This window comes from Vibrio sp. S457-15, assembly GCF_000960545.1.
GTDB lineage: Bacteria > Pseudomonadota > Gammaproteobacteria > Enterobacterales > Vibrionaceae > Vibrio > Vibrio parahaemolyticus.
The window spans coordinates 165,696-187,243 of sequence record NZ_JYOQ01000174.1 but is presented as its reverse complement, the minus strand read 5'-3'; the positions used below and the strand labels follow the sequence as shown (position 1 = coordinate 187,243).

The window sequence follows — 21,548 nt, the reverse complement described above, 5'->3', positions numbered from 1 at the left end:
TTTTCGTTTCGGTTGGTCTTTTTAAGAACTTTAGCGCTTGAACGTCACTTGTTCTGGTTGTTCAAGATGAATACGAGTTGTCGCAGGTTGTGTTTCTGCAATGACTTTACCGTGACGAACCGAGTAACGAACAGGTACTTGGCGACGTACTGCATCAAAGCCATTTTCAGCAGGAAGAATCAGTAGGCTACCTGGTTTGCCTTCTTCAATTCCGTACTTGTCTTGAATGTTCAATGTACGCGCTGAGTTGGTGCTGATGAGAACGAGTGAGTGATTAATTTGCTCGTAACCCATGACCTGACATACATGCAGGCCCATGTGTAGCACTTGCAGCATGTTTGCTGTACCAAGTGGATACCATGGGTCGAATACGTCATCGTGTCCAAAGCAAACGTTGATGTTTGCATTTAGCATCTCTTTCACTCGTGTTACGCCGCGACGTTTTGGGTAATCATCAAAGCGGCCTTGTAAGTGAATGTTCACCAATGGATTTGCCACGAAGTTGATACCGGACATGCGTAATAAACGGAACAGGCGAGATGCGTATGCACCGTTGTAGGAACCCATTGCCGTTGTGTGGCTTGCCGTGACTTTATTCCCCATATCAAACTTGTGCGCTAATGCTGCCAGTGTTTCAACGAAGCGAGATTGCTCGTCATCGATTTCGTCACAATGTACGTCGATCAGACGGTCGTATTTTTGCGCCAATTCGAACACGTAGTGCAGCGATTCAATGCCATATTCGCGTGTGAATTCAAAGTGGGGAATCGCGCCAATCACGTCCGCCCCCAATTTGACGGCTTCTTCTAGCAGCTCTTTGCCATTTGGGTAAGAGAGAATACCTTCCTGCGGGAAGGCGACGATTTGGATGTCTACCCATTCTTTCATCTCTTCACGTACTTCTAGCATCGCTTTGAGAGCGATAAGCGTTGGATCAGAAACATCGACGTGAGTACGAACGTGTTGTACGCCGTTTGCGATCTGCCATTTTAAGGTTTGTTTTGCGCGCGCTTTCACGTCTTCAATCGACAGCATTTCTTTGCGCTCAGCCCAACGTTCAATACCCTCAAACAATGTGCCAGAGATGTTCCAGCTTGGCTCGCCAGCGGTTTGCGTTGTATCTAGGTGAATGTGTGGCTCGCAGAAAGGCGCAACCGCCATACCGCCTTCAGCATCTATGGTGTCACCGTTGTGATTAAGCTCCACATCGTTGCTTTCAATGCGCTTGAATTGACCATCTTCAATCAAAATTTGCTGCAGACCTTCTTGTCCTTTTAGCGTTACGTTTTTGATCAGTAGTGTTGTCATGATGGTTCCTTACGCTGGCTGTGAAGCCAGTGCTTTTTTGTTGAGAATAGGATTAAGAATTAGGAAGCTAATTGCGCCGCCAAGTACAGCGTTAATCGGTACTACGCCAGGAAGGAAGTGTCCTGCACCAACGCCAATCGCTACAGCGATAATGCCAGCCCAGTTTACGCTTTGGAACTGGGTGGCTTCAAAGCTTGCGTAGCGTTTACGGTTCGTGAAGAAGTCAGCGATGATCACGCCGCCAATCGGTGGAATTGCCAACGATAAGAAGGTCAGCCAGCCTACAAAGTTATTGTAGAGCCAGAGAGCGCAAAGTGTGCCAACAAGACCGTTCGCCATCGAGATGTATTTACTTGGTAAGCCAGTGATGTTGGAAAATCCAAGACCTGATGCGTAGAGCGCGTTGTCGTTGGTCGTCCAAATGTTTAACCCAAGTACGATGATGGCAGGAATCAATAAACCTTGCGCAATCATCACTTCAGAGATGTCTGATTGACCAGTCACCGATGCACCTGCCGCGCCAAAGATAAACATTAACGAGTTACCGATGAAAAATGCCACCATGGTGATCATCACGGCGCTGCGTGGCTTTTTGCCAAAGCGTACGAAATCTGCCGTTAATGTGCCTGCACTGACAAAAGAGCCTACAACCATCGCGAGAGCCATTGAAAAGTCGAGTGGTTCGGTTGGTTGAACTTGTTGTAGTTCGCGAATACCGCCAACGCTATTTACTGCTTCTACGACAGAGTAACCGCCAAGTAGCGCAATGGCAGGAACGGCGATTGCTGACAGCACCATTAGTGCTGAGATTCCAAAGTAAACGGTCGCGGTCATGAGCAAACCGGAGACAAGGATCAAAGTATTGGTATCGATGCCCGTTGCTTTATGCACCGGAATCGCAAACATCGCGACACCAACTCCGAACCACCCAACTTGAGTACCGCCAAGAAGAGCAGAAGGAAGCCAAGAGCCTTTAGAACCAAAAGAGAAACGAGCAAGAAGGTGAGTAGAGAGACCAGTAGAAGCGCCGATGTAACCGAGGAAAGAAGTGTAAATACCGAGGATTAGGTTACCGATGAGAACAGCGAGGAAAAAATCATTAAAGGAGAGCCCAGTACCGAGAGAACCACCTGTCCACATACTTGCGGAGAAAAAAGTGAGTCCTAACATCACCATGGTTAGTGACGCCACGCCTTTTCTGGCCGTGTTGGGAACTGGTCCAAGACTGTAGTTATTGTCTCCAGCCATTATTACCTCCGCAAAGTAAAAGATTAAATTATAGCACCTGATTTTCAGGTAAACGGCGCGTATTATCGTGATGTAAATTCGATAGTCAATGATAAAATTGAAATTTAAACGTTTACTTGGTTTTGTTTGTATTTTTTATTGTTAAATAACAATAAGTTAAATGAGTTGTTCTAAAAATGAAAAATGTATTTTTACGTGTGTTTTTATGATTTCTTGACGAGTTTTCTGTGTGAAATGAATGCTTTTTACTACTATTTGTGCTTATGGATAAAATTTATCTATAACTCTAGATTGTTCAGTCGATTTCTATGAAAAGAAAACGATTTCATGATGAGTGTTTTGGTTTGGGCGTTATTTGTTCTTTTTTAGGTGTGTTTTCTTGGTTTTATTTGGGTTAGGTAGTTTGTTTTTGTTGAAATCGGTATTTATGATGGTTTATTGAAGGAATTTTTGAATTTTATAAACAGTAAACAGTCGGTTGAGGGCAAGAAAAGTACAATAGAGCTCTGTCAGAGGATAAAGGAGAGCAGTAGCCGCATAAAAAAATAGCCAACCGCAAAGAGTGCGATTGGCTTATATACATGTGAACAAAATCAAGTTCACTAACAACGTCAGTTGGCTAGGTGACCCTCGGCTTAAGAAGGGTCAATTTATATAATGCAGTTACTGTGCCAACTTTTATATGCCCGAAAATCGTGGTTTCTGTGACATACGTTGCTTAAACTTTGAATGTTTTTGCAATTTGCAAGTGCGTTATGCAATTTGTCTCTATTATGCTAATGATTGATTAATAAACAGTGGACTTTTTAGAGCATGACTAAACTCGCCGTTCCCAAAAAGGCGAAAAAACCAACCACATCTGTCACTGTCGTTAGAATAACCGAGCCTGCTAAGGCTGGATCCAATTTGAACTTATCCAGAATAATGGGTATCAACACGCCAAACAAAGCAGCGGTAATAATGTTGACGATAATGGCCAGAGCGATGGTTCCGCCTAAAACTGGCGATTGGAACCACAATCCGGCTAACCCGCCGATAATCAGTGCCCAAGCAATGCCGTTCAGAGCTCCAATACCCAGTTCATTTTTCAATAGCTTGAAACGGTTACCTGGAGTGATCTGATTAAGCGCCATCGCACGAACCATCAGAGTGAGCGTTTGGCTGCCCGCGATGCCACCCATCGATGCAACGATTGGCATGAGCACGGCCAAAGCCACCACTTGAGCAATCACATCTTCAAACAGTCCGATAGTGACAGAGGCTAAAATTGCAGTCAGCAAATTGATGCCCAACCACACGCCACGTTTTTGTGAGCTTTTTAGTACTGGCGCAAATAAGTCATCGCCTTCATCCATACCAGTACCGGCCATTAAGCGCGCTTCGTAGATTTCTCGTTGCGTACTTAATGCAAATTGCCAATCGACCTCACCAATGAGAGTTTGGTCAGCATCTGTTACGGGGAGCGCGGGTAGGGCGCTATGCTCTAACGCCTCTACCGCCTCTGGCAGTGTCATTTTGCTGTCCAACACGGTAACGGTTTCAATCTCAAGTGTTTTCAAACGCACGCCTGAATCACTTCTTAAGATCTCGTAATAGTTTACTGCGCCACGGAACTGTTTGTTTCGGTTAATCAGGTACACTTGCTGCGGCGTATCGTAGCTGTAGCGTTCCATCAACTGCTTTGCGGTTCCGACCGTAATATTGAACGGCAGCGTAATGATTTTACGCTCCGCCCAGCGACCTAGCTCATCGTCTTCATATTCATTCGCTTGGTCGTACAGTTCAAGCTCGTCTTTTTCAATTAAAGCGAGCGCTTCATTGATGATGGATTCTGGTAACGAGTCTGCCCATTCGATCAACGATAAGTTGTCGAGTTTAGCGAGGGTGAGTTTGAGTTCGACTTCAGACAACGCATTGATGATAGAGAAACGTACATCGGCACGCATCTCTGTCAAAACGTCGATATGAAGTTCTAACGGCAATGCTCTCCATAACCGAACACGGTCTTCGATAGGGAAAGCTTCGAGGATAAGCGCAACCGCGCCGGGTTCGAGACCCGCTTCGATAGATTCATTGAGCGTTGCGACTTGATCCGATTCTTCGGCTTGGCCAATTTGTTGGATTAGAGTGGAGAGATCTTGAAACTTGCTCACCGAGCCCCCGATAGTTAATTCGTTTTCATGGATAAAGTGGGCTGTTGATGACGCAGAATAACTGCTCAAGGTACTTGAAAGTGACAGAAAAACAATAGGCTATCCACTATTGATCTTGAGATATGGTTGCACTAATCGACGAATGTTTACTTTTGCACCGATTCGAGCGGCGAGCAAATACATGCCACCAATTTTTCGGTGCAAGAATATGGCATCGGCTGGTGGGGTATGCCAATAATCTTGCTCCATACTCAGAATTGTTCCAGCTTCTCGCAGTTTTTGCGCCAGTCCGCTGGCTTTAAAGTCATAAGCTTCATTAATTAGCATGGGTTCGCATGCCATTTTGACCAAATCTAAAATCGCCGTTCTCTGCTCTGGTTTGATGCTTTGGGCGAAAAAGCCTATTTGCTCTAAAGCATCGTTGAGCCCTTGTTCGTCATCGTTCACGACAGATGAAAAGGCTTGGCGATAACCGGAACTAAAACGTTCACTGTATTCGCGGGTTGCGCCAAAATCTAACAGCCCGATTTGTTTACTTTGTTCAAGATAGAGGTAGTTTGCGAAGTTTGGATCGGTTTGCACCATTTTGAATTCGAACAGTTCTTTAAACAGCAGTTCCAACAAATTGTGCATTACAAAGTCGCGAGTTTCTTGATCGTAGTTTGCGATTTTCTCTATGGGCGTCCCTTGAATGAACGACATAGCCAGAACGGATTGGGATGACATTTCCGGGTAGATTTTTGGTACCACAAAATGCGGATGGCCTTGTAGAGCCTCGTGATATCTACAGGCAAACTGAGCTTCTCGCTCATAATTGGCTTCGTCGTGCAGCTGTTTTTTCGCCTCTTCCAACAGTCCTTTATAGTCAACAGACTCAGGGATAAGGCCAACAATTTTCAAAAGCGTACCGACATTATCGACGTCGCTGTCGATGCTCTTTCTGATACCGGGATATTGCACTTTTACTGCCAAATTATCGCCAGCATCGCTGTAGGCTTGGTGAACTTGCCCTATGGATGCACTCGCAATAGGTTTGAAGTTGAAAGCAAGAAACGCGGATTTCCACTGTTCACCAAGTGCATTTACCATCACGCTGTTGAGCTGCTTTGATGGCATTGGATCGGCGTTTGAACGCAATCTGGCTAAAATCTCGGCCAACTCCGGTTCAAGAATATCTCCCGCATCCATCGACAGCATTTGACCAAGTTTCATGGCTGCGCCGCGTAAGTGCGCCAGTTGATCGGTCAGTCGTGCAATATTTTGAGGGGTGAGCAAAAGGTCTTTTGCTTTCGGTCGGTTGCCTTTGGCGATTTGCTTGGTGCCTTCAGCAATAACATTGCCCGCAACTCTTGTTGCGAGCGAGGCAAATTTGCTGAATCTAGAAATACGGTGTGTTGGTAGGTTTCTTTCCTTTCCCGACATAACTCTCTCCTATTGCTCATGGTTTGTTATACGGGAAATTGAAGCTTTTGGATACAAAGTTACGAGCACCGCTGGCAGGACCAGCGGTGATTTAGGAGATTGGATGAAAGTTGCTATTGAGAGCGTTAGCAAAAGTGAGAGGGTTAGCAACAGGAGCTCTTAGCTGAGTTTCTCCGAAGCGTACCAGCGGTTAGGATAGGCGCTGCTGTAATCGGGTTCTTCGATGCCTTCATACAAATCCGAACATGGTTCAAGAGGCCCCACGACGGTTCGATATGGCAGTACCCCCGCCCAAACCGGAATATCCATATCTTGAGCGTCGTCGTTGACACCAAAACGACTGATTTTTACCGATGCTTCCTCTAAAGAAATACGCAGAAGCATGGTGGCGCTGAGCTCTTTCTCGTTACTCAAACGGACATGTTCTGTTCTTCCCGGCGCGATTTGTTCGAGAAAGTGGTTTAGTAAACGATCTTTTTCCTGATTGTTTTCAACAGTTTCAAGCTGACCAAACACAACCGCACTGCGATAATGCGCGCTGTGGTGAAATGCGGAACGCGCCAATACCCAACCATCAAACAAGGTGAAGGTGAGACATGTCGGTTGGCCTTGTTTGAGGGAGCGTAACAGTCGGCTGTTATTTGCGCCGTGGATGTATACAAAATCATCGACGCGCCAAGCTAACATAGGGATAACCACTGGTCCTGACTCGTTGGTGATTGCAATATGGGCAATTAGGCTTTCATCAATAATCGTGTGCAGCTTTTCAACTTCAGTCACCGCTTTATGAGCGCCTTTTTTGATTTCTGTTCTTTTTGTATTCGATAGCATGGTGGTCTCCCTAACCAACTCACAGTAATGAGAAATAGTCATTTTCTTCCTAAGCGTGTCGTTGCAATGTAGCGTTTAACTGGTAGCTTAGAGAGAGCCACTTTAAAACTATGGATGGATCCAATTTGTCGTTAATCGATGTGGGTGATTTGTGCGTAAAAACAGGCAGCGGTACGCGCCAGCAGTCTGTATTTTTTGCAATAAGGGATAAGATTGTTCGAGGGCTTTGGCCCAAGAACGGCAAGCTACCGTCGACTCGTAAACTGGCACAAGAGTTGAACCTTAGCCGCAACACGGTTATTTCTGCCTACGAACAGTTAGTTGCTGAAGGGTACTTGGTCAGCCAGCGTGGTTCAGGCTTTTTTGTTGCTGTTGAGTTGCCAGAACAATACTTGCCTGAAAAGTTGCCAACTCAAGCTGCCAACCTTCCGCCAGCAACGTTGGATGTGAATGCCAGTTTCGCGCCCGGTGTACCCGATTTATCGCTTTTTCCAACCGCTTTGTGGCAAAAATATCTCAGTCGTCATTTATCCCGCACGTGTCTGCTAGGCAATCAAGACATTCAAGGTCTCAGGGAGCTTCGATGCGCTTTATCGGATTACTTAGCGTCGAGCCGTTCAGTTAACTGCACGCCTAGTCGAATCATCATCACGTCAGGCGCGCAGCAAGCGTTGTGTATCGCCACCATGGCAACATTAACGTCAGGAAGTAGAGTGCTAATGGAACAGCCAGGTTATGCGCAGATGCGCAAGTTGATCCTGTTTCAGCAATATCAATTTGAACCGTTATTCGTAAGACAAAAAGTGGGTTTTGATATTGATTCCGTCACGCAAAGTACTGCAGATGCACTCTATATCACGCCAAGTAACCAATATCCGATGGGGACGACTTTAAACACTGAGCAGCGAGCACAAATCATTGAGTGGGCATCGAACCAAGAGGCTTGGATTCTTGAAGATGACTACGACAGTGAATTCCAATTTGCACATCGTCCATACACCAGTTTGCAAGGGTTAGCCGCACAAATGGGCCGAGACGAGCGAGTGTTATACATCGGCTCTTTTAGTAAAGTCATGTTTAATGGTTTGAGGCTTGGCTATCTCGTTGTGCCTGAATCGCTGGTAGATAAATGTTTGATGGTGAAAGACGCACTTAGTGGTGACACACCAAGTCATATTCAAGCCGCGATGGCGGACTTTATCTCAGAAGGAAGCTTGCTGCGACATATTCGTAAAATGAGGCGAGTGTACAAGTCGAAACACGAACAAGTCTGTTTCTCTATTCAGCATTATTTTGGTGACAAAGTTCGAGTTATTAGCCAAGCGGCGGGGTTGCACGTTACGTTGAGCTGGCAACAAGGGATTGATGAAAACACGTGGACGCAACGAGCCAAAAAGGCGGGCATCGTGATGCGCCCAGTCAGTTTTTATGAGCATCCCGATTTTAAAGCTCGAGATTGGCAGGGCGTCGTGATCGGATATGGGAATGTTCTTCTTGACAACATTGACCCGTTGATTAAACGCCTCTTTGAGCTATTTGACGTCTGAAGTTATTCGATAATGCTCGAGTGTCGTTTTTGTCGCCATTGTTTCCACGGCAGAGAGAGCAGCGCAAAAATGCCAAGGGCGTAAAGCATAGACCAACCTAAACAGATGAACACACCTGTACATAACACTAAGGAAATCGCCGCGAGGGTTTTTCCTAGTCCGTGTAGCAATTTGTATGCAGCTAGCATTGCCAATAGATAAACCAAAACAAAAATACTGTTGGCCAGCTTAAGGAAAAACTCTAAATCGAGTTTGGATAACGACCCAATCACACAAGACGCAAGTAGCACCGCACCGACTAAAAACGTTGCTGATGAAGGTACGCCTCTACGCGAAATTTTAGCCAGTGGACTGTTTGGACGATGTTCGCGCGCTTGAGCCCAAACCATTCTTGATAGGCTTTGGGTATATAAGTTAACGCTGGCAAAGCACGCAGAAAATCCAATGATACTGATGAGCCACTTTGCGCTATCTCCCAATAAATGGGCGCTTAACCAAGGGATGGAAGCATTATCGAATTGTGCGCTGCCATAAGCACCAAACTTTAAGATGACAACAGAACAAGCCCAGTAAGTTGCACCAGCAACAAAACAGCCGACGATAATCGCGACCGGGAAGTCCCGTTGCGGATTCTTAAACTCTTCCCCCATGTGAGCAAAGGCTTCGATGCCAACAAAGCACCAGAACATCACGCCAAGTGCTGCGGTGATAGGCCAAATGGACTCTGTTGTGAGAGTCGGCATTGAAAGATCTGCGCTATTGATTTCGCCTTTAAACAAAAATGCACCAACCAAAGCAAAAACACTCAATGCGATGATGGTTTGCAAGCGCGCTGATGATTTGGTGCCCAATAGGTTGACCAAGATGAGCAGAAAAACCATCAATACTTGCGCAAATAAGTGGTTGTTGATTGACTCAGGAAGCAACTGTTGAAGGAAGCCAGCAGCAAGGGCAATCGCGGCAGGCACGCCAACGGGAATCACACTGACAAATAACCAAGCCACGCTGCTTTCCAATCTCGAGTTAAAAGCTTGACGCACAAAAAATGCCGTGCCGCCAGCATTCGGGTAGCGCTTACCAAGTTGGGCAAAAGTCAGCGCAATTGGACAAATCGCGATGAATAAAAGGACCCAAGCCCACAAAGAAAAATGGCCAGCGATTCCTGCCGCGATAGCGGGAATCATAAACAAGCCTGTTCCCATCAAGGTTGTGGACAACTGGGCGATACCGGAGATAAGAGAGATGTCTTTTTTTAGCTGTTCCATGCGTTTCTCGGAGGTTTTATTTAAGTGCGCGTTCCATGCTGCGCCTTAATTGGACTTTGGGTTGAAGATAGAATATCTGAACTCCAAAAAACAAAATGCGCGTGTTCACCGTCAATATGACGGTTGTTTTAAATAAATCCAACAAAATGTTGGTTTCTTATGCATTTAGAATCGGTATAGAATAAGAAAATTAAGGGAAGCTTGGTATATTTATGGACAAATTTGATCACAAGATCATTGATATCCTCCGGCATAACGCGCGGTTGTCGGTCACCGAGATTGCGGAGAAGGTCAATTTATCTCGCTCGGCCGTCACGGCTCGTATTCGCAAGTTAGAAAATGACAAAGTCATCTTAGGTTATCACGCTGAAATTGCGCCTCCTGAGGGGGATTCGATCTGTGCCTACTTCGCATTGAAATTCGACACATCCATATCATCTTACTACTGTGAATCCTATGCTGATGAGTTGTATAAAATTGATGGTGTGAAATGGTGCCATGCAATCAGCGGCGAAACTGACATGATGGTATTTGTGGAAGTCCCTAACATGAATCGGCTCAATGAAATTCGAGACCAAATTCAACGCTTTCCTGAACTGCGTCATTTGATGACGCATACGGTTCTGACCGAGTTTTTTAATACGACCGGAAACAAGTTCGTAAAGTGAAGCATCAAGTGGGTTGAGTATGTTAAACAACATCAATTTAAATCTGCTGAGGTCGTTGCATGTGCTGCTTGAGGAATGCCATGTAAGCCGCACTGCCGAGCGCTTGCACGTGACTCAATCTGCGGTCAGCCGCCAATTAGCCCAGCTTAGAGAGCTTTGTGGCGATCCGTTGCTTGTCCGTCAGGGGAACTTGCTCATACCCACACCTCGAGCGTTAGCGTTAAAAGCTAAACTTGATGATTTGCTGTCTGAGTTTGATCATCTGCTTGATGATAAACCGTTCGAACCGGCAGATTGGCAAGGTGAGTTAGTTGTCGCGTCTAGTGACTATGTTGCTCAGTACGTTCTTCCAGATATCGCTTCCCATTTAAGCCAGCTCGCGCCGCAACTGGATATGGCTTATCGCTTATGGCAACCAGATTTTCTCGATAAGTTGCATGAACTGGGTATCCACATCGCATCGTCCATGTACCCTTCAAAACCAGAAGGCGTTTCAAGCGTGAACATTGGTTCTGATACCTCGGTGTGTTTGATGAAAGCGTCACACCCGCTAGCGAGTTATAAAGAGCTGACGGTGGATGCGTTACTCAGTTATTCGCACATAAAAGTTACGGGTGGCGGCGATAAAGATTCAAGCACCGACACGGTTTTAAAAGAGATGGGGTTGGCGCGACATATCACATTTAAAGTCCCATTTTTCTCGGCGGCGGTTAATCGCCTAGTCTCAAGTGAACATTTGATGGTCGTTCCTGAGCATATCGCGGTGAACCTCGCTAAGCATTGGAGTTTGGCACATAAACCTCTGCCATTTGATACTCAAATCCATCAATACTGGCTGATGTGGCATCCAAAGTACGATAACGATCCTGCGCATCGTTGGATACGGGAAACGATGCAAAGCGTTATGCAGCAATCAGAATACTCAATTCACTAGACTATGAGTTTCAATCATGACTTTCATGATTAACTTTGATTTCAGTTTATATCACCTCTATTGATAAATTAACGTCAAAGAGGGGAGATTTTTATGACACTAACAGTTTGGTTATCACTTTTTACAGTCTGTTTATTAGGGGCTATGTCGCCAGGGCCTAGCTTAGCGATCGTTGCTAAACATGCTTTGGCTGGTGGACGAATGAATGGTTTGGCAACGGCATGGGCGCATGCTTTTGGGATCGGGATTTATGCGTTTATCACGTTGATCGGTCTTGCGGTTGTGCTGCAGCAGAGCCCAATGCTGTTCAAAACCATCAGTTTAGCGGGCGCAGCTTATTTGGCTTACTTAGGTTTTAACGCGCTGCGATCCAAAGGTGGAGTGGCCGCCAAGTTGGAATCTGGTGAGGAAACGACCGTACTTCAATCTGCTAGAGAAGGTTTCCTTATCTCTATTCTAAGTCCTAAAATCGCACTGTTCTTTATTGCTTTGTTTAGCCAGTTTGTCGCGCTTGGAAATGATCTGAGTAACCAAATGATCATTGTTGCGACACCTTTTGTTGTCGATGGCTTGTGGTACACCTTTATTACGTTGGTGTTATCAAGCTCCAGAGTGGTCGATAAAATTCGCTCCAAAGCGGTTCTCATTGACCGGTTATCTGGTGTTGTACTTATGCTCTTAGCACTAAGAGTGGTGGTTACGGTTTAAGACTTTCAAGACGCTCGATATAACAAACCCAAAGGCAGCCAATGAGCTGCCTTTTTGTTATCTCAAGTGTTGTTTATGAGACATTTACTTATAGTAAATGTGGCTTATAATTAAAAATTATTTTTATCAATAAATGTTACTTTGGTTCATTTTAAAGTAAACAAAACGTCAATTGCAGTTATGACTTGGAAGTCATAAGTTATAATCAAAGCAAGAGCTCACTTAACACTTATTGCGAATCAGTCGCTTATTAAGGTGAGAAAACTTGTTTAAGTAAACGGATTTTCCTCTTACTTATCCCTACTTGGGATAGAGATTTTACAACTGTTGAAGAAAGTGAGAGAAAAGTGCAAAAAGTAACTAGCTTGATTCCGATCGTTGTTTTACTTGGCCTATTTAGTGCTGGGTGGATATTTTTAACTGGAAAGAGTGTATTTGAGTTCTTCACTCTTCTTGTATTTATATTAGCTGGTATAGGGCTTCTAGCTATGGTTTTGCTTAGAGTGGATCCTAAGCACTTCAATTTTGTTCTAGATAAAGTGAGCGAGATTAAAAATGAAGGTAGAGACGCTTTTTTAGAAGGACGCTCTAAAGAGTCCAACCCGTACGCTGGAGTCGATGGAGAGCTTTGGGATACTGGCTATGATGAGATGAGTAGACGTGCCTCTGGCGAGAAAAAATCTATTTAACTGTGTACTGGGAAAATACGCCTGCAAAATAAAAAAACACCCAGCTTGTGGGGCAAGTCTGGGTGTAAGCAAGAAGTTTCTCAGGAACATTAGGGGGAAGAGAAACACAGTAATTTCGTTATCGGCGAACCTCTTCAAATTCACCTTCGATGGCATCGGCTTTACCAGTATTAAACTCATACTCGTCATGCATTTCCTTTTGCATTTTCCGTACGCGTTTTTCAATTCGTTTGCCTGTGATCAGGGCTGCGATGGTCAATGGAATCGCCATGATTAGGCTAAATACTAATGCGAAAAAGCCAGTAATCAATGCCAGTGCAGTAACAATAATTCGATTCATAATCATGACCTCTTTTCAATCTATGTGTTCAGATTAACGCTGCGAACATGAACAAAACATGAATGGTTCTGTTTGCTTTGTCCGGAGATTGTCAAATGATACGAACGAAAAAGCGCCTGAGGGTCATCAGGCGCATAAACGGGGAATCAATATTAGTACTGCGCAAAGCGCTTATTATCAGAACAAATGTTGGGTTATTGCTCGTTACCCATTGTGGTTAACGTTGTGGAGCAAAGTTCACCTATCGAGGGAATGTTTGGTAACGAACGCCCATCATTTGTTCCATACAGTGCACAACTTGGCAGCTGTATCCGAATTCGTTGTCGTACCAAATGTACAGTACGCAACGCTTGTCTTGTGCGATAGTCGCTTGACCATCTACAACGCCAGCATGGCGAGAGCCCACTAAGTCTGTTGAAACGATTTCAGTTGAATCTGTGTAATCAATCTGCGCTGAAAGCTCAGAGTTGAGTGCCATTTCGCGTAGGTAATCGTTCAGAGAGTCGCGATCAACATCTGTGCTTAGGTTAAGGTTTGCAACCGCCATTGATACGTTTGGCGTAGGTACACGAATTGCGTTCCCTGTTAGTTTACCAGCTAGCTCTGGCAGTGCTTTTGCTACTGCTTTAGCTGCGCCAGTTGAAGTTAGAACCATATTCAAAGATGCACTGCGACCGCGACGGTCACCTGAGTGGAAGTTATCGATCAGGTTTTGGTCATTCGTGTAAGAGTGAACGGTTTCAATATGGCCCGAAAGTACGCCGTATTTGTCGTTCAATGCTTTTAGAACTGGTGTGATTGCGTTGGTGGTACAGCTCGCTGCAGAGATGATGGTGTCATCTTCTTGAATCACAGATTCGTTAACGCCGAATACAACGTTCTTGATGTCGCCTTTGCCCGGAGCCGTTAGCAGTACTTTCTCTGCGCCTTTACACGCTAAATGTTGGCTCAGACCTTCAGAATCACGCCACACTCCTGTGTTATCAACAACAAGTGCATTGTTGATGCCGTACACAGAGTAATCTACATCACTAGGATTGTTTGCGTAGATGATTTGAATGTAGTTGCCGTTAACGATAAGCGCTTTGCGCTCTTCATCAATCACGATGCTGCCGTTAAATTGACCGTGTACAGAATCACGACGAAGTAGGCTAGCTCGTTTTTCTAAATCACCTTTCTTACCGCCACGAACAACAATTGCGCGCAGTCGAAGTGGGTAACCTGGGCCACTCTTTTCAATAAGAAGACGAGTCAGTAGGCGACCAATACGACCGAAACCGTAAAGCACAACATCGCGAGCGGCTAGAGAAGAGTCGGCATCACGCGCGCCTTGAAGTGCAGTTTGTAGGAAATCGTTTAGTGCTGCTGTATCTTCATGCTCATTCCAATACTTAGTTGCCAGTTGACCAACATCAACGCGGCATGAAGAAATGCTCATTTCGCACAATGCTTGGATGATCGGCATTGTGTGCTCTAAAGAAAGAGGGCTTCCAGTGTATCGTCTTGCTACGCGGTGAGTTTTGAGAATGTCGATAGTTGTGGCGTTGATAAGCGTCTTACCAAACAGAACCACTTCGATTCCTTTTTGACGATATAGCTTACCAATAAGAGGGGAGATAGATTCAGCAATCGTTTGGCTCGTTTGCCAGTCTTGGAGATATTTCTCTGGACTCATTGTTGTATTGGACCTTTCACGTTTTGAGGGCTAACCATACTCACTACTGTTACCTCAACGGTAGAGTGTGGAGTTTGGTGGGTTATGTAATCGGGTTGTAATAATTATGTGTGCGGATTCTAAGGTGAGAGTTCTTATTCTGCTAGGAAAATTAATACCAGTTAAAACTGCTAAGTAGGGCATTATTTCTGGTTGATTAATGTGACTAAAGCGGGGTGTTTGTACTATTGACTTTTAATAACTTGCTAACTTTTTTTGTGACGATAACGAATAGCTTCAAAATCTAAATGTAAATACCCTCGATTTTTTTCTAAATTAGTGTGATCTCACTCGATAAGACAACGGGTGTGGTAAACATTCAAATGATAAATGTCTGTTTTACATTTTGCTGCTTAGGTATGACTTGGATTTGAGCGTTTAGCTCATTTTTGATGATCAAAAAACTTGCTTAGAATCACACTTTAAAACAAGCTCCTGACCCCGTCGTAACCCTATATCCCTAGTATTACTAGGTGAAATAAGAGTGTTTTTAAACTCATTAATATCCATTATTAATGTGTGAAACTAGTCTAGTATTAAATTAGTAGGCGTTCGTAACACATGGAAAGATGGATGCTGAGATTATCAATCAAAACACGTTTAGCGTTGTTAGCGTTATTACCCGCAGTGGTGATCGTTGCTTTTGCGATCCACCAGTTTTATGCCAATTCGGTGCGAGTCGATCATCTCAATCAAACCGTAAGCAACATACAGGGATTCCAGCTAATATCTCAGGCTTCGCACTTTATCTACAGCATGGAAAAAGACAGACGCCAATACGGTCAGGAAACGCCTTTAAGTATCGAAGTGGATGTCCAAAACAATGTGGTGCTCTCCATGCATCATAAATTTTCCACTAATCCACACACTTCCGAGTACGCCGATGATTTAAAAGAGGCGATGCTTGGTATGGTGTCTGGGGATCTTACCAACACAGATGAAGTGGGTGATTGGGCGTTTCAGTTGTTGCAAGAAATGTCGCTTTCCTTGCTACAAAACTATCAGCTGTATGGAAATAGCGATGGGCACGCCATGCAGAACTTTATTGCTTACCTTGCTCAATTATCTTATTGGACGCAAAAAGAGGCTTGGCTGACCTACCGTTTAGTGATGGATCCAGATGCGAAGCTGAACCAAAGCGTTTTTTTTCAAACCATTGATCGTCAGCAGCAAAATCTAGATGCATTTTTGCATTTGGGGGCATCTTATGCGCATGTCGATAAACTGCTTGGCCTTTTCAGCTCCCCCCGCTATCAACGTAATTTGGAATCAAGAGCGAGGCTGATGAATGGCGACATGCCACGCAGCGATTATGCGGCTTACCTTGACGAACTCGATTTTCGGGTTCAGCGATTGCAAATGATGATTGAAGGATTTACTCGTCAAGCTGAGCAATCCCTACTTACTCAAGTCAATGAGCAAAAACGAAATGTATTGCTCATTACCTGTGGTGTTGCGGTAGTTCTTCTCTTGCTTGGCTGGTTGGGGTTTGCCACTTGGTATCGTGTTAACAGTAAGATTGGCGCAATCATTCATGCTCTTAATGCCCTTGTTAATGAGGAAGAAAAAGAGAAAAAAGTCGCAGTCGATGGTAGTGACGAGTTCACTCTCTTTGCGCAGCAAGTCAATCGTGTGGTGGAAGAAAAGCAAAGGCAAACTCACGAAATACTGCACGCCAAAGAGTCGGCAGTGGCAGCCAATAGAGCAAAATCTGTATTTCTTGCCAATATGTCCCATGAGATCCGAACGCCGTTGAATGGCATCATGGGGATGACTGAAATTTTGTCGCAAAGTGAGCTATCACCTCATCAACAAGAAGTCGTGGATGACATCGATACCTCTTCCCACACTTTGCTTGCATTGCTAAACGATATTCTAGATTTGTCTAAGATCGAGTCGGGGCGCCTCGAATTGTCGTTGGTTGAAGCTGACATTCGCGAAGTCGTTTATCAATCGGTGATTTTGTTTCAATCTAAAGCTACGTCTAAAAAGCTTGAGCTCGATATTTCATTGGATGAAAACATTCCGGCTCGCGTGATGGTCGATGATCATCGCATCAAACAGATCATTACTAATCTGGTTTCCAATGCCGTTAAGTTTACTGAACAAGGCTATATCTCAGTCGACGTGAGCTACGAAGAAGCGTTAGAGCAAGGGCGAGGTTCGCTCACATTCCTTATCAAGGATTCGGGCATCGGCATTGAAAGGGACAAACTGGCGACCATTTTTGAGCCGTTTACTCAAGAAGACGAAGGTGTTTCGAGACAGTTTGGCGGGACAGGGCTAGGGCTTGCGATTTGTCGCCAATTAGTGTCAATGATGGGAGGCAAGCTAGTGGCAACCTCGACCAAGGGGGTGGGCACATGCTTTGGTTTTTCAATAGAAGTAGAGGCGTTACCTCTCTTTGGTTGGCATTCCGATGTGGTCAAAAGAGGGCTCTTTATATGTGATAACTATGCTTATGCAGAACAAATTGTCCAAGAATGTCGTTTGGCTCAAATTGAGCTGGTAGGCGTTAACTCACTTTCGGAAGCAAAAGCGCTAGATGAAGATTTCGATGTCATTTTCTTATGTAATGACGGTCAGATGGATATCGATAGCTGTCTGAGTGAACTGGCTGAAGTTTATGATGTTCGTCGATTAGTAGTGTGCCAGCACCATTTGACGAGCTCTTACACGAACGCGGAAAACGTGCATGCCGTGTTGACTCAACCATTCTTGGGTAATCGATTCAAACATGCCATCGAAGAGCTAGCTAAGCTCGAGAAGAATACATTGCGTGACAATGTCACAAATATTGCATCTCGCGCTGAATCTAAAATATCTCGAACTCATCGAAGAATACTGATTGCTGAAGACAATCTAATGAACCAAAAAATCGCGAGCTTTTTCTTAGATAAAGCAGGGTACGACTACTTAATTACGAGTAACGGGCAAGAAGCGCTGGATGCCATCACCAAAGGTGAGCAGTTTGACGCCATTTTGATGGATTGTATGATGCCGGTGATGGATGGCCTAACCGCGACAAAAGAGATTCGCCGTTGGGAAAAGAAAGTGGGCTGCAAGAAAACAACCATCATTGCTTTGACCGCGAGTGTGTTGGAAGAGGACATTCACAATTGTTTTGCTGCGGGTATGGATGCGTATTTGCCAAAGCCGTATAAATCTAACCAGTTATTTGAGTTGTTTAATGAACTAAAGCTTGCTTAAATCGCACTGATAAGCCGAATTCATTACGGCTTTTTAGAACGAATATAAAGGAAGTGACATGTTTAAACTCGCTGTTATCGGGACTAACTGGATTTCGCAACAATTTGTTGAAGCGGCAATCCAAACCAAGCAGTTTTGCCTTAAAGCTGTGTATTCGAGAGATATAGAAAAAGCGCGTTTGTTTGGCACGCCTTATGATGCAGATACTTATTACGACAGCCTAGAAGCATTAGGTCAGGATGCAGACATTGATGCGGTTTACATCGCCAGTCCAAATTCGCTTCATGCTCCTCAAGCTATTCAAATGTTAAAAGCGGGCAAACACGTCATTTGTGAAAAGCCAATGGCTTCGAACTACGCATTGGCACAACAGATGTTTGCCTGTGCTGAGGAAAACAACGTTGTGTTGTTTGAAGCGTTTATGTCGCCTTACACACCAAACTTCCAAGTATTGAAAGAAAGCTTACCGTCTATCGCTCCGTTACGACATGCGACGATCAGCTATTGCCAGTATTCATCGAGATACCAAAAATACCTAAATGGAGAAAATCCAAACACATTCAATCCTGCGTTTTCCAATGGCTCCATCATGGACATCGGTTATTACTGCGTGGGTTCTGCGATTGAGTTGTTTGGTGAGCCGAACTCTGTTCAAGCCAGTGCGCATGTGCTTCCATCAGGCGTTGACGGATGCGGCAGCGTAACGCTGGCGTATGATGGCTTTAACGTAAATCTTCTGCACTCGAAAGTCAGTGATTCTCTTATCCCAAGCGAGTTTCAAGGTGAGCAAGGCAGTGTGTTGGTCGATATGATCGCCACAGGCCGTGGTGTAGAGCGTATTCTTCGTGGTGAAGAAAAAGAGACCCTAACTTTGCCTCAAACCGAGAATCATATGTTCTACGAAGCAGAAGCATTTGCGAAGCAGTTAAAGCTTGGTGTGATTGATGAACAAATGAAACAACGTTCGTTGACCGTTGCAAAAGTACTGACTGAAGTACGCAAACAGACTGGCGTAGTATTCCCTGTAGACCAGTAAACTTGTGCATGGTATAGCCAAAAGTTGATAGTAAGAAGCCCTCAGTTGAGGGCTTCTTTGTTAATACTAAAACTTAGGCTGTAGCTTGCTTTATCGCAAGTTTGTGTATGGTTTTACGGTAAGTAAGGTAAGCAGAAATACCCGCCATAATATTACCCACACATGCACCAAACAGCAGACCTCTGATACCGCCCAGTTGCGCACCCAGCCATAGGCAAGGTAGGAAGAAAACAAACAAGCGTAATGCCGAAATGGTTAATGCTGTGTACGATTTCCCTAGCGCATTGCAAATCGACACCATCAGCATACAAACGCCAAGAGAGCCCAAACTTATTGGCACAATCATTAGATGCATGTGGAGTACTTGTTCTACTTGGGTATCACTTGTCATTAACAACGCGAGCGGGTTTGCAAGCAAGAAGGTAATCGCCGCAATCAAAAGCTGGAAGCCAAGAATGAACTTAACCGCTATTCCAACCAGAGATTGAATGTCTCGATAGTTCTTTGCGCCTAACAAACGCCCCACCATTGGCGGCATCGACATGGTCAGTGCCAATACAGACACAATGGCAAAAAACTCGTAACGTGAGCCTAGCGCCCAAGCAGCGACTGCGGCAGTTCCAAAGCTGGCAAGCAACTTGGTCGCTAACATTGAAGAGAGCGGCGGTAGCAATTGACTGACCATGGCAGGCCCCATGATGTTACCTATCGAAGTGACGCTTTTCATCACATTCAGATCTTGCCATTGCGTTGTAGCCCATTGGTTGCGCTTCACTCTTGGCGCAACGACAAGGATACCAAACCCAAATGCAACTAAGGTTGCCAACGCTGCACCATTAATGCCGAGATCGAGCGTGAAAATGAACAGCGGGTCTAATACCAAGTTCACACCACTTGTCACCATCATCATAGTGCCCGGAAGCATAGTGTTGCCATTGGCACGACAAATACTGTAGTAAAAATAAAGGACTGCACCAACCCATGAGCTCAGCAGCCACCAAGGCCAGTAACTATCTATGATAGGCATAACAGTTTCTGGCGCGCTGAGCAGAGATAAAATCGGGTAACGCAGCAGCCAAATTAAGAGGCCGAATACCGCAACACCGATTGAACCTATCATTAAGACCAATCCGCCAAGTTGTTTGGCATAGCGAGCATCATTCGCGCCCAAGGCTTTAGAGATCACAGCGGTAGTCGCGATGCCTAAGCCTACTTGAATGCCGATAATGACCATTTGAAGCGGTAGGGTGAAACCTTGAGCGGCAAGCGGTAAAACGCCAAGCTGACCGATAAATGCACTGTCGACAAGTTGAAAACTCATTAAAGACAACACACCAAACAGCATTGGCCATGTCATCGTAAACAGTTGTTTTGCTAACGTAGGTTGTGCGTTAGTAGAAGTTGAAGGCATAGAAATTAGAGTGTGTTGGGATTCGAGAATGGTTTTATTGTACACACTGGACTACAAAGTGACAAAAAGAAACCTCGAGTAAGGAATGCTCACTCGGGGTTTGAAACTTGAACTAATCGGGCTTATTTTTTGCCGCTAGTTTGCTTGTCTTCTTCAGTCAGTTCGCGAATGCGACGGCTGATGTCACGACGTGCTTTAGAAATCTCTGCACTTTTGATGATGTGATCATCAACGCGGTCTTCGTAGTCAGCTTTCATGTTTTTGATGATAGCGACGATTTCATCGTGAGACATTTCTGGTTTGATGTAGTCTAGTAGGTTTTCTAGAAGGTCTACACGTTTACGGTTATCACGAACTTTCTTTTCGTTATCAAGTAGCTCACGTTTTAGTTTGTTTTTACGACGAGCTTGGTTAACGATTTCAAATACGCTACTCATGGTTCCCTTTCCTAATTTGTGAATATCTACCTCGATTAAAGCACAACATCCCGTGGCATAACAGTCTTTAGATCAATCACAATGCAGAGTTGACCAAATCTCAACCAATTCTCATATCTCGCTGACAAACTGCCCTTTGGTCGGGTCACTAGAGGGGAGCGAAGATGAAAAAATTTGCACCATGAACGGGTTATTGAGGGGATACGGATGCGTCTTTCTGCGACGGTTATTGCCGATAAGTGGATAGCATTTTGCATTTATGAACAAATCGATACGTTGTCATGGCGAGACCTTCGCTATATCATCAGCGTCATTAAATGAAAAATGATGAAACTTGATATGGACTCTGGTAACACTGCGGAGCAAGCCGACAGTCAAGAGAATGAGAAAGTCACCAGCTCTTTGGCTGAAAAGTTAAAAGCGGCGTACATTGAAGAGAGAAGCCAACTTGAAATCACGGAAGTCGAACTGAATCGTTCGAAAATCATGATGATTGATGAAGACGGCAATATGAGAAAAGTGCCGATTCTCTCGGAGCATTGAGACCGACCCCGATTCGCGATGGGTGCTAGGTCTTTGCGCTATGCTTTAGCCTGGCACCTATACCTAAACAGCTTCAAGTCGTGC

The 21,548-nt window shown here is 44.7% G+C and carries 18 protein-coding genes; 8 read left to right on the top strand and 10 right to left on the bottom strand.

Annotation, left to right across the window (positions count from 1 at the left end; all coding sequences use genetic code 11):
• Nucleotides 1-30: 30 nt before the first annotated feature.
• From UF05_RS18155 to UF05_RS18135, 5 genes are all read right to left on the bottom strand, one after another.
• Entirely contained in the window at nucleotides 31-1,308 is a 1,278-nt protein-coding gene (locus UF05_RS18155) for a cytosine deaminase (protein WP_045546226.1), read from the bottom strand.
• A 9-nt stretch (nucleotides 1,309-1,317) separates the two neighbouring features.
• Nucleotides 1,318-2,556: a cytosine permease gene (gene codB, locus UF05_RS18150; protein WP_025622764.1), complete on the bottom strand. Its 1,239-nt coding sequence runs from the start codon at nucleotides 2,554-2,556 to the stop codon at nucleotides 1,318-1,320.
• 806 nt (nucleotides 2,557-3,362) lie between these two features.
• Nucleotides 3,363-4,709: a magnesium transporter gene (locus tag UF05_RS18145; RefSeq protein ID WP_005463430.1), complete on the bottom strand. Its 1,347-nt coding sequence runs from the start codon at nucleotides 4,707-4,709 to the stop codon at nucleotides 3,363-3,365.
• A gap of 99 nt (nucleotides 4,710-4,808) precedes the next feature.
• On the bottom strand, nucleotides 4,809-6,131 hold the full coding sequence (locus UF05_RS18140; RefSeq protein WP_025605844.1) for an ABC1 kinase family protein: 1,323 nt from the start codon (nucleotides 6,129-6,131) through the stop codon (nucleotides 4,809-4,811).
• Between the two features lie 159 nt (nucleotides 6,132-6,290).
• On the bottom strand, nucleotides 6,291-6,962 hold the full coding sequence (locus UF05_RS18135; protein ID WP_045546225.1) for a pyridoxamine 5'-phosphate oxidase family protein: 672 nt from the start codon (nucleotides 6,960-6,962) through the stop codon (nucleotides 6,291-6,293).
• Between the two features lie 110 nt (nucleotides 6,963-7,072).
• Between UF05_RS18135 and pdxR the strand changes: the two genes are divergently transcribed.
• On the top strand, nucleotides 7,073-8,509 hold the full coding sequence (gene pdxR, locus UF05_RS18130; protein ID WP_045546224.1) for a MocR-like pyridoxine biosynthesis transcription factor PdxR: 1,437 nt from the start codon (nucleotides 7,073-7,075) through the stop codon (nucleotides 8,507-8,509).
• Between the two features lie 2 nt (nucleotides 8,510-8,511).
• Here the strand turns inward: pdxR and yjeH are convergent, their stop codons facing one another.
• Nucleotides 8,512-9,774, bottom strand: a complete 1,263-nt coding sequence (yjeH, locus tag UF05_RS18125; RefSeq protein WP_045546223.1) for an L-methionine/branched-chain amino acid transporter — start codon at nucleotides 9,772-9,774, stop codon at nucleotides 8,512-8,514.
• A gap of 212 nt (nucleotides 9,775-9,986) precedes the next feature.
• On the opposite strand from yjeH, the gene UF05_RS18120 reads away from it, so the two are divergent.
• The 4 genes from UF05_RS18120 (at nucleotide 9,987) to UF05_RS26375 (ending at nucleotide 12,773) form a co-directional block, all read left to right on the top strand.
• Nucleotides 9,987-10,442 (top strand): Lrp/AsnC family transcriptional regulator, encoded by a 456-nt coding sequence (locus tag UF05_RS18120; protein WP_005463448.1) that lies wholly within the window; start codon nucleotides 9,987-9,989, stop codon nucleotides 10,440-10,442.
• Between the two features lie 19 nt (nucleotides 10,443-10,461).
• Nucleotides 10,462-11,376, top strand: coding sequence for a LysR family transcriptional regulator (locus tag UF05_RS18115; RefSeq protein WP_024700036.1), 915 nt, complete (start codon nucleotides 10,462-10,464; stop codon nucleotides 11,374-11,376).
• Between the two features lie 93 nt (nucleotides 11,377-11,469).
• Nucleotides 11,470-12,084 (top strand): LysE family translocator, encoded by a 615-nt coding sequence (locus UF05_RS18110; protein ID WP_005463452.1) that lies wholly within the window; start codon nucleotides 11,470-11,472, stop codon nucleotides 12,082-12,084.
• A 347-nt stretch (nucleotides 12,085-12,431) separates the two neighbouring features.
• On the top strand, nucleotides 12,432-12,773 hold the full coding sequence (locus UF05_RS26375) for a hypothetical protein (RefSeq protein ID WP_025794564.1): 342 nt from the start codon (nucleotides 12,432-12,434) through the stop codon (nucleotides 12,771-12,773).
• 118 nt (nucleotides 12,774-12,891) lie between these two features.
• Here UF05_RS26375 and UF05_RS26370 read toward each other — a convergent pair whose 3' ends face one another.
• Together UF05_RS26370 and UF05_RS18095 are read right to left on the bottom strand one after the other, a co-directional pair.
• Nucleotides 12,892-13,119 (bottom strand): hypothetical protein, encoded by a 228-nt coding sequence (locus UF05_RS26370; RefSeq protein ID WP_175423965.1) that lies wholly within the window; start codon nucleotides 13,117-13,119, stop codon nucleotides 12,892-12,894.
• Between the two features lie 235 nt (nucleotides 13,120-13,354).
• Nucleotides 13,355-14,788 carry a glyceraldehyde-3-phosphate dehydrogenase gene (locus UF05_RS18095; protein ID WP_045546222.1) on the bottom strand — a complete coding sequence of 478 codons (1,434 nt, stop codon included), beginning with the start codon at nucleotides 14,786-14,788 and terminating at the stop codon, nucleotides 13,355-13,357.
• Between the two features lie 612 nt (nucleotides 14,789-15,400).
• Here UF05_RS18095 and UF05_RS18090 point away from each other — a divergent pair.
• Together UF05_RS18090 and UF05_RS18085 are read left to right on the top strand one after the other, a co-directional pair.
• Nucleotides 15,401-18,037 carry a hybrid sensor histidine kinase/response regulator gene (locus tag UF05_RS18090; protein ID WP_045546221.1) on the top strand — a complete coding sequence of 879 codons (2,637 nt, stop codon included), beginning with the start codon at nucleotides 15,401-15,403 and terminating at the stop codon, nucleotides 18,035-18,037.
• 58 nt (nucleotides 18,038-18,095) lie between these two features.
• Nucleotides 18,096-19,073, top strand: a complete 978-nt coding sequence (locus UF05_RS18085; RefSeq protein WP_025558320.1) for a Gfo/Idh/MocA family protein — start codon at nucleotides 18,096-18,098, stop codon at nucleotides 19,071-19,073.
• Between the two features lie 73 nt (nucleotides 19,074-19,146).
• Here the strand turns inward: UF05_RS18085 and UF05_RS18080 are convergent, their stop codons facing one another.
• Nucleotides 19,147-20,484 (bottom strand): MATE family efflux transporter, encoded by a 1,338-nt coding sequence (locus UF05_RS18080; RefSeq protein WP_041170741.1) that lies wholly within the window; start codon nucleotides 20,482-20,484, stop codon nucleotides 19,147-19,149.
• A 122-nt stretch (nucleotides 20,485-20,606) separates the two neighbouring features.
• Entirely contained in the window at nucleotides 20,607-20,921 is a 315-nt protein-coding gene (locus tag UF05_RS18075; protein ID WP_005453573.1) for a DUF496 family protein, read from the bottom strand.
• Nucleotides 20,922-21,248: 327 nt separating this feature from the next.
• On the opposite strand from UF05_RS18075, the gene UF05_RS18070 reads away from it, so the two are divergent.
• Nucleotides 21,249-21,464, top strand: a complete 216-nt coding sequence (locus UF05_RS18070; RefSeq protein WP_005477197.1) for a hypothetical protein — start codon at nucleotides 21,249-21,251, stop codon at nucleotides 21,462-21,464.
• Nucleotides 21,465-21,548: the final 84 nt, after the last annotated feature.

Coding starts and splice junctions, on each gene's coding strand:
- UF05_RS18155 (WP_045546226.1), bottom strand. CDS start 1,308: ATGACAACACTACTGATCAAAAACGTAACGCTAAAAGGACAAGAAGGT.
- codB (WP_025622764.1), bottom strand. CDS start 2,556: ATGGCTGGAGACAATAACTACAGTCTTGGACCAGTTCCCAACACGGCC.
- UF05_RS18140 (WP_025605844.1), bottom strand. CDS start 6,131: ATGTCGGGAAAGGAAAGAAACCTACCAACACACCGTATTTCTAGATTC.
- UF05_RS18135 (WP_045546225.1), bottom strand. CDS start 6,962: ATGCTATCGAATACAAAAAGAACAGAAATCAAAAAAGGCGCTCATAAA.
- pdxR (WP_045546224.1), top strand. CDS start 7,073: ATGGATGGATCCAATTTGTCGTTAATCGATGTGGGTGATTTGTGCGTA.
- yjeH (WP_045546223.1), bottom strand. CDS start 9,774: ATGGAACAGCTAAAAAAAGACATCTCTCTTATCTCCGGTATCGCCCAG.
- UF05_RS18120 (WP_005463448.1), top strand. CDS start 9,987: ATGGACAAATTTGATCACAAGATCATTGATATCCTCCGGCATAACGCG.
- UF05_RS18115 (WP_024700036.1), top strand. CDS start 10,462: ATGTTAAACAACATCAATTTAAATCTGCTGAGGTCGTTGCATGTGCTG.
- UF05_RS18110 (WP_005463452.1), top strand. CDS start 11,470: ATGACACTAACAGTTTGGTTATCACTTTTTACAGTCTGTTTATTAGGG.
- UF05_RS26370 (WP_175423965.1), bottom strand. CDS start 13,119: ATGATTATGAATCGAATTATTGTTACTGCACTGGCATTGATTACTGGC.
- UF05_RS18095 (WP_045546222.1), bottom strand. CDS start 14,788: ATGAGTCCAGAGAAATATCTCCAAGACTGGCAAACGAGCCAAACGATT.
- UF05_RS18090 (WP_045546221.1), top strand. CDS start 15,401: ATGCTGAGATTATCAATCAAAACACGTTTAGCGTTGTTAGCGTTATTA.
- UF05_RS18085 (WP_025558320.1), top strand. CDS start 18,096: ATGTTTAAACTCGCTGTTATCGGGACTAACTGGATTTCGCAACAATTT.
- UF05_RS18080 (WP_041170741.1), bottom strand. CDS start 20,484: ATGCCTTCAACTTCTACTAACGCACAACCTACGTTAGCAAAACAACTG.
- UF05_RS18075 (WP_005453573.1), bottom strand. CDS start 20,921: ATGAGTAGCGTATTTGAAATCGTTAACCAAGCTCGTCGTAAAAACAAA.
- UF05_RS18070 (WP_005477197.1), top strand. CDS start 21,249: ATGAAACTTGATATGGACTCTGGTAACACTGCGGAGCAAGCCGACAGT.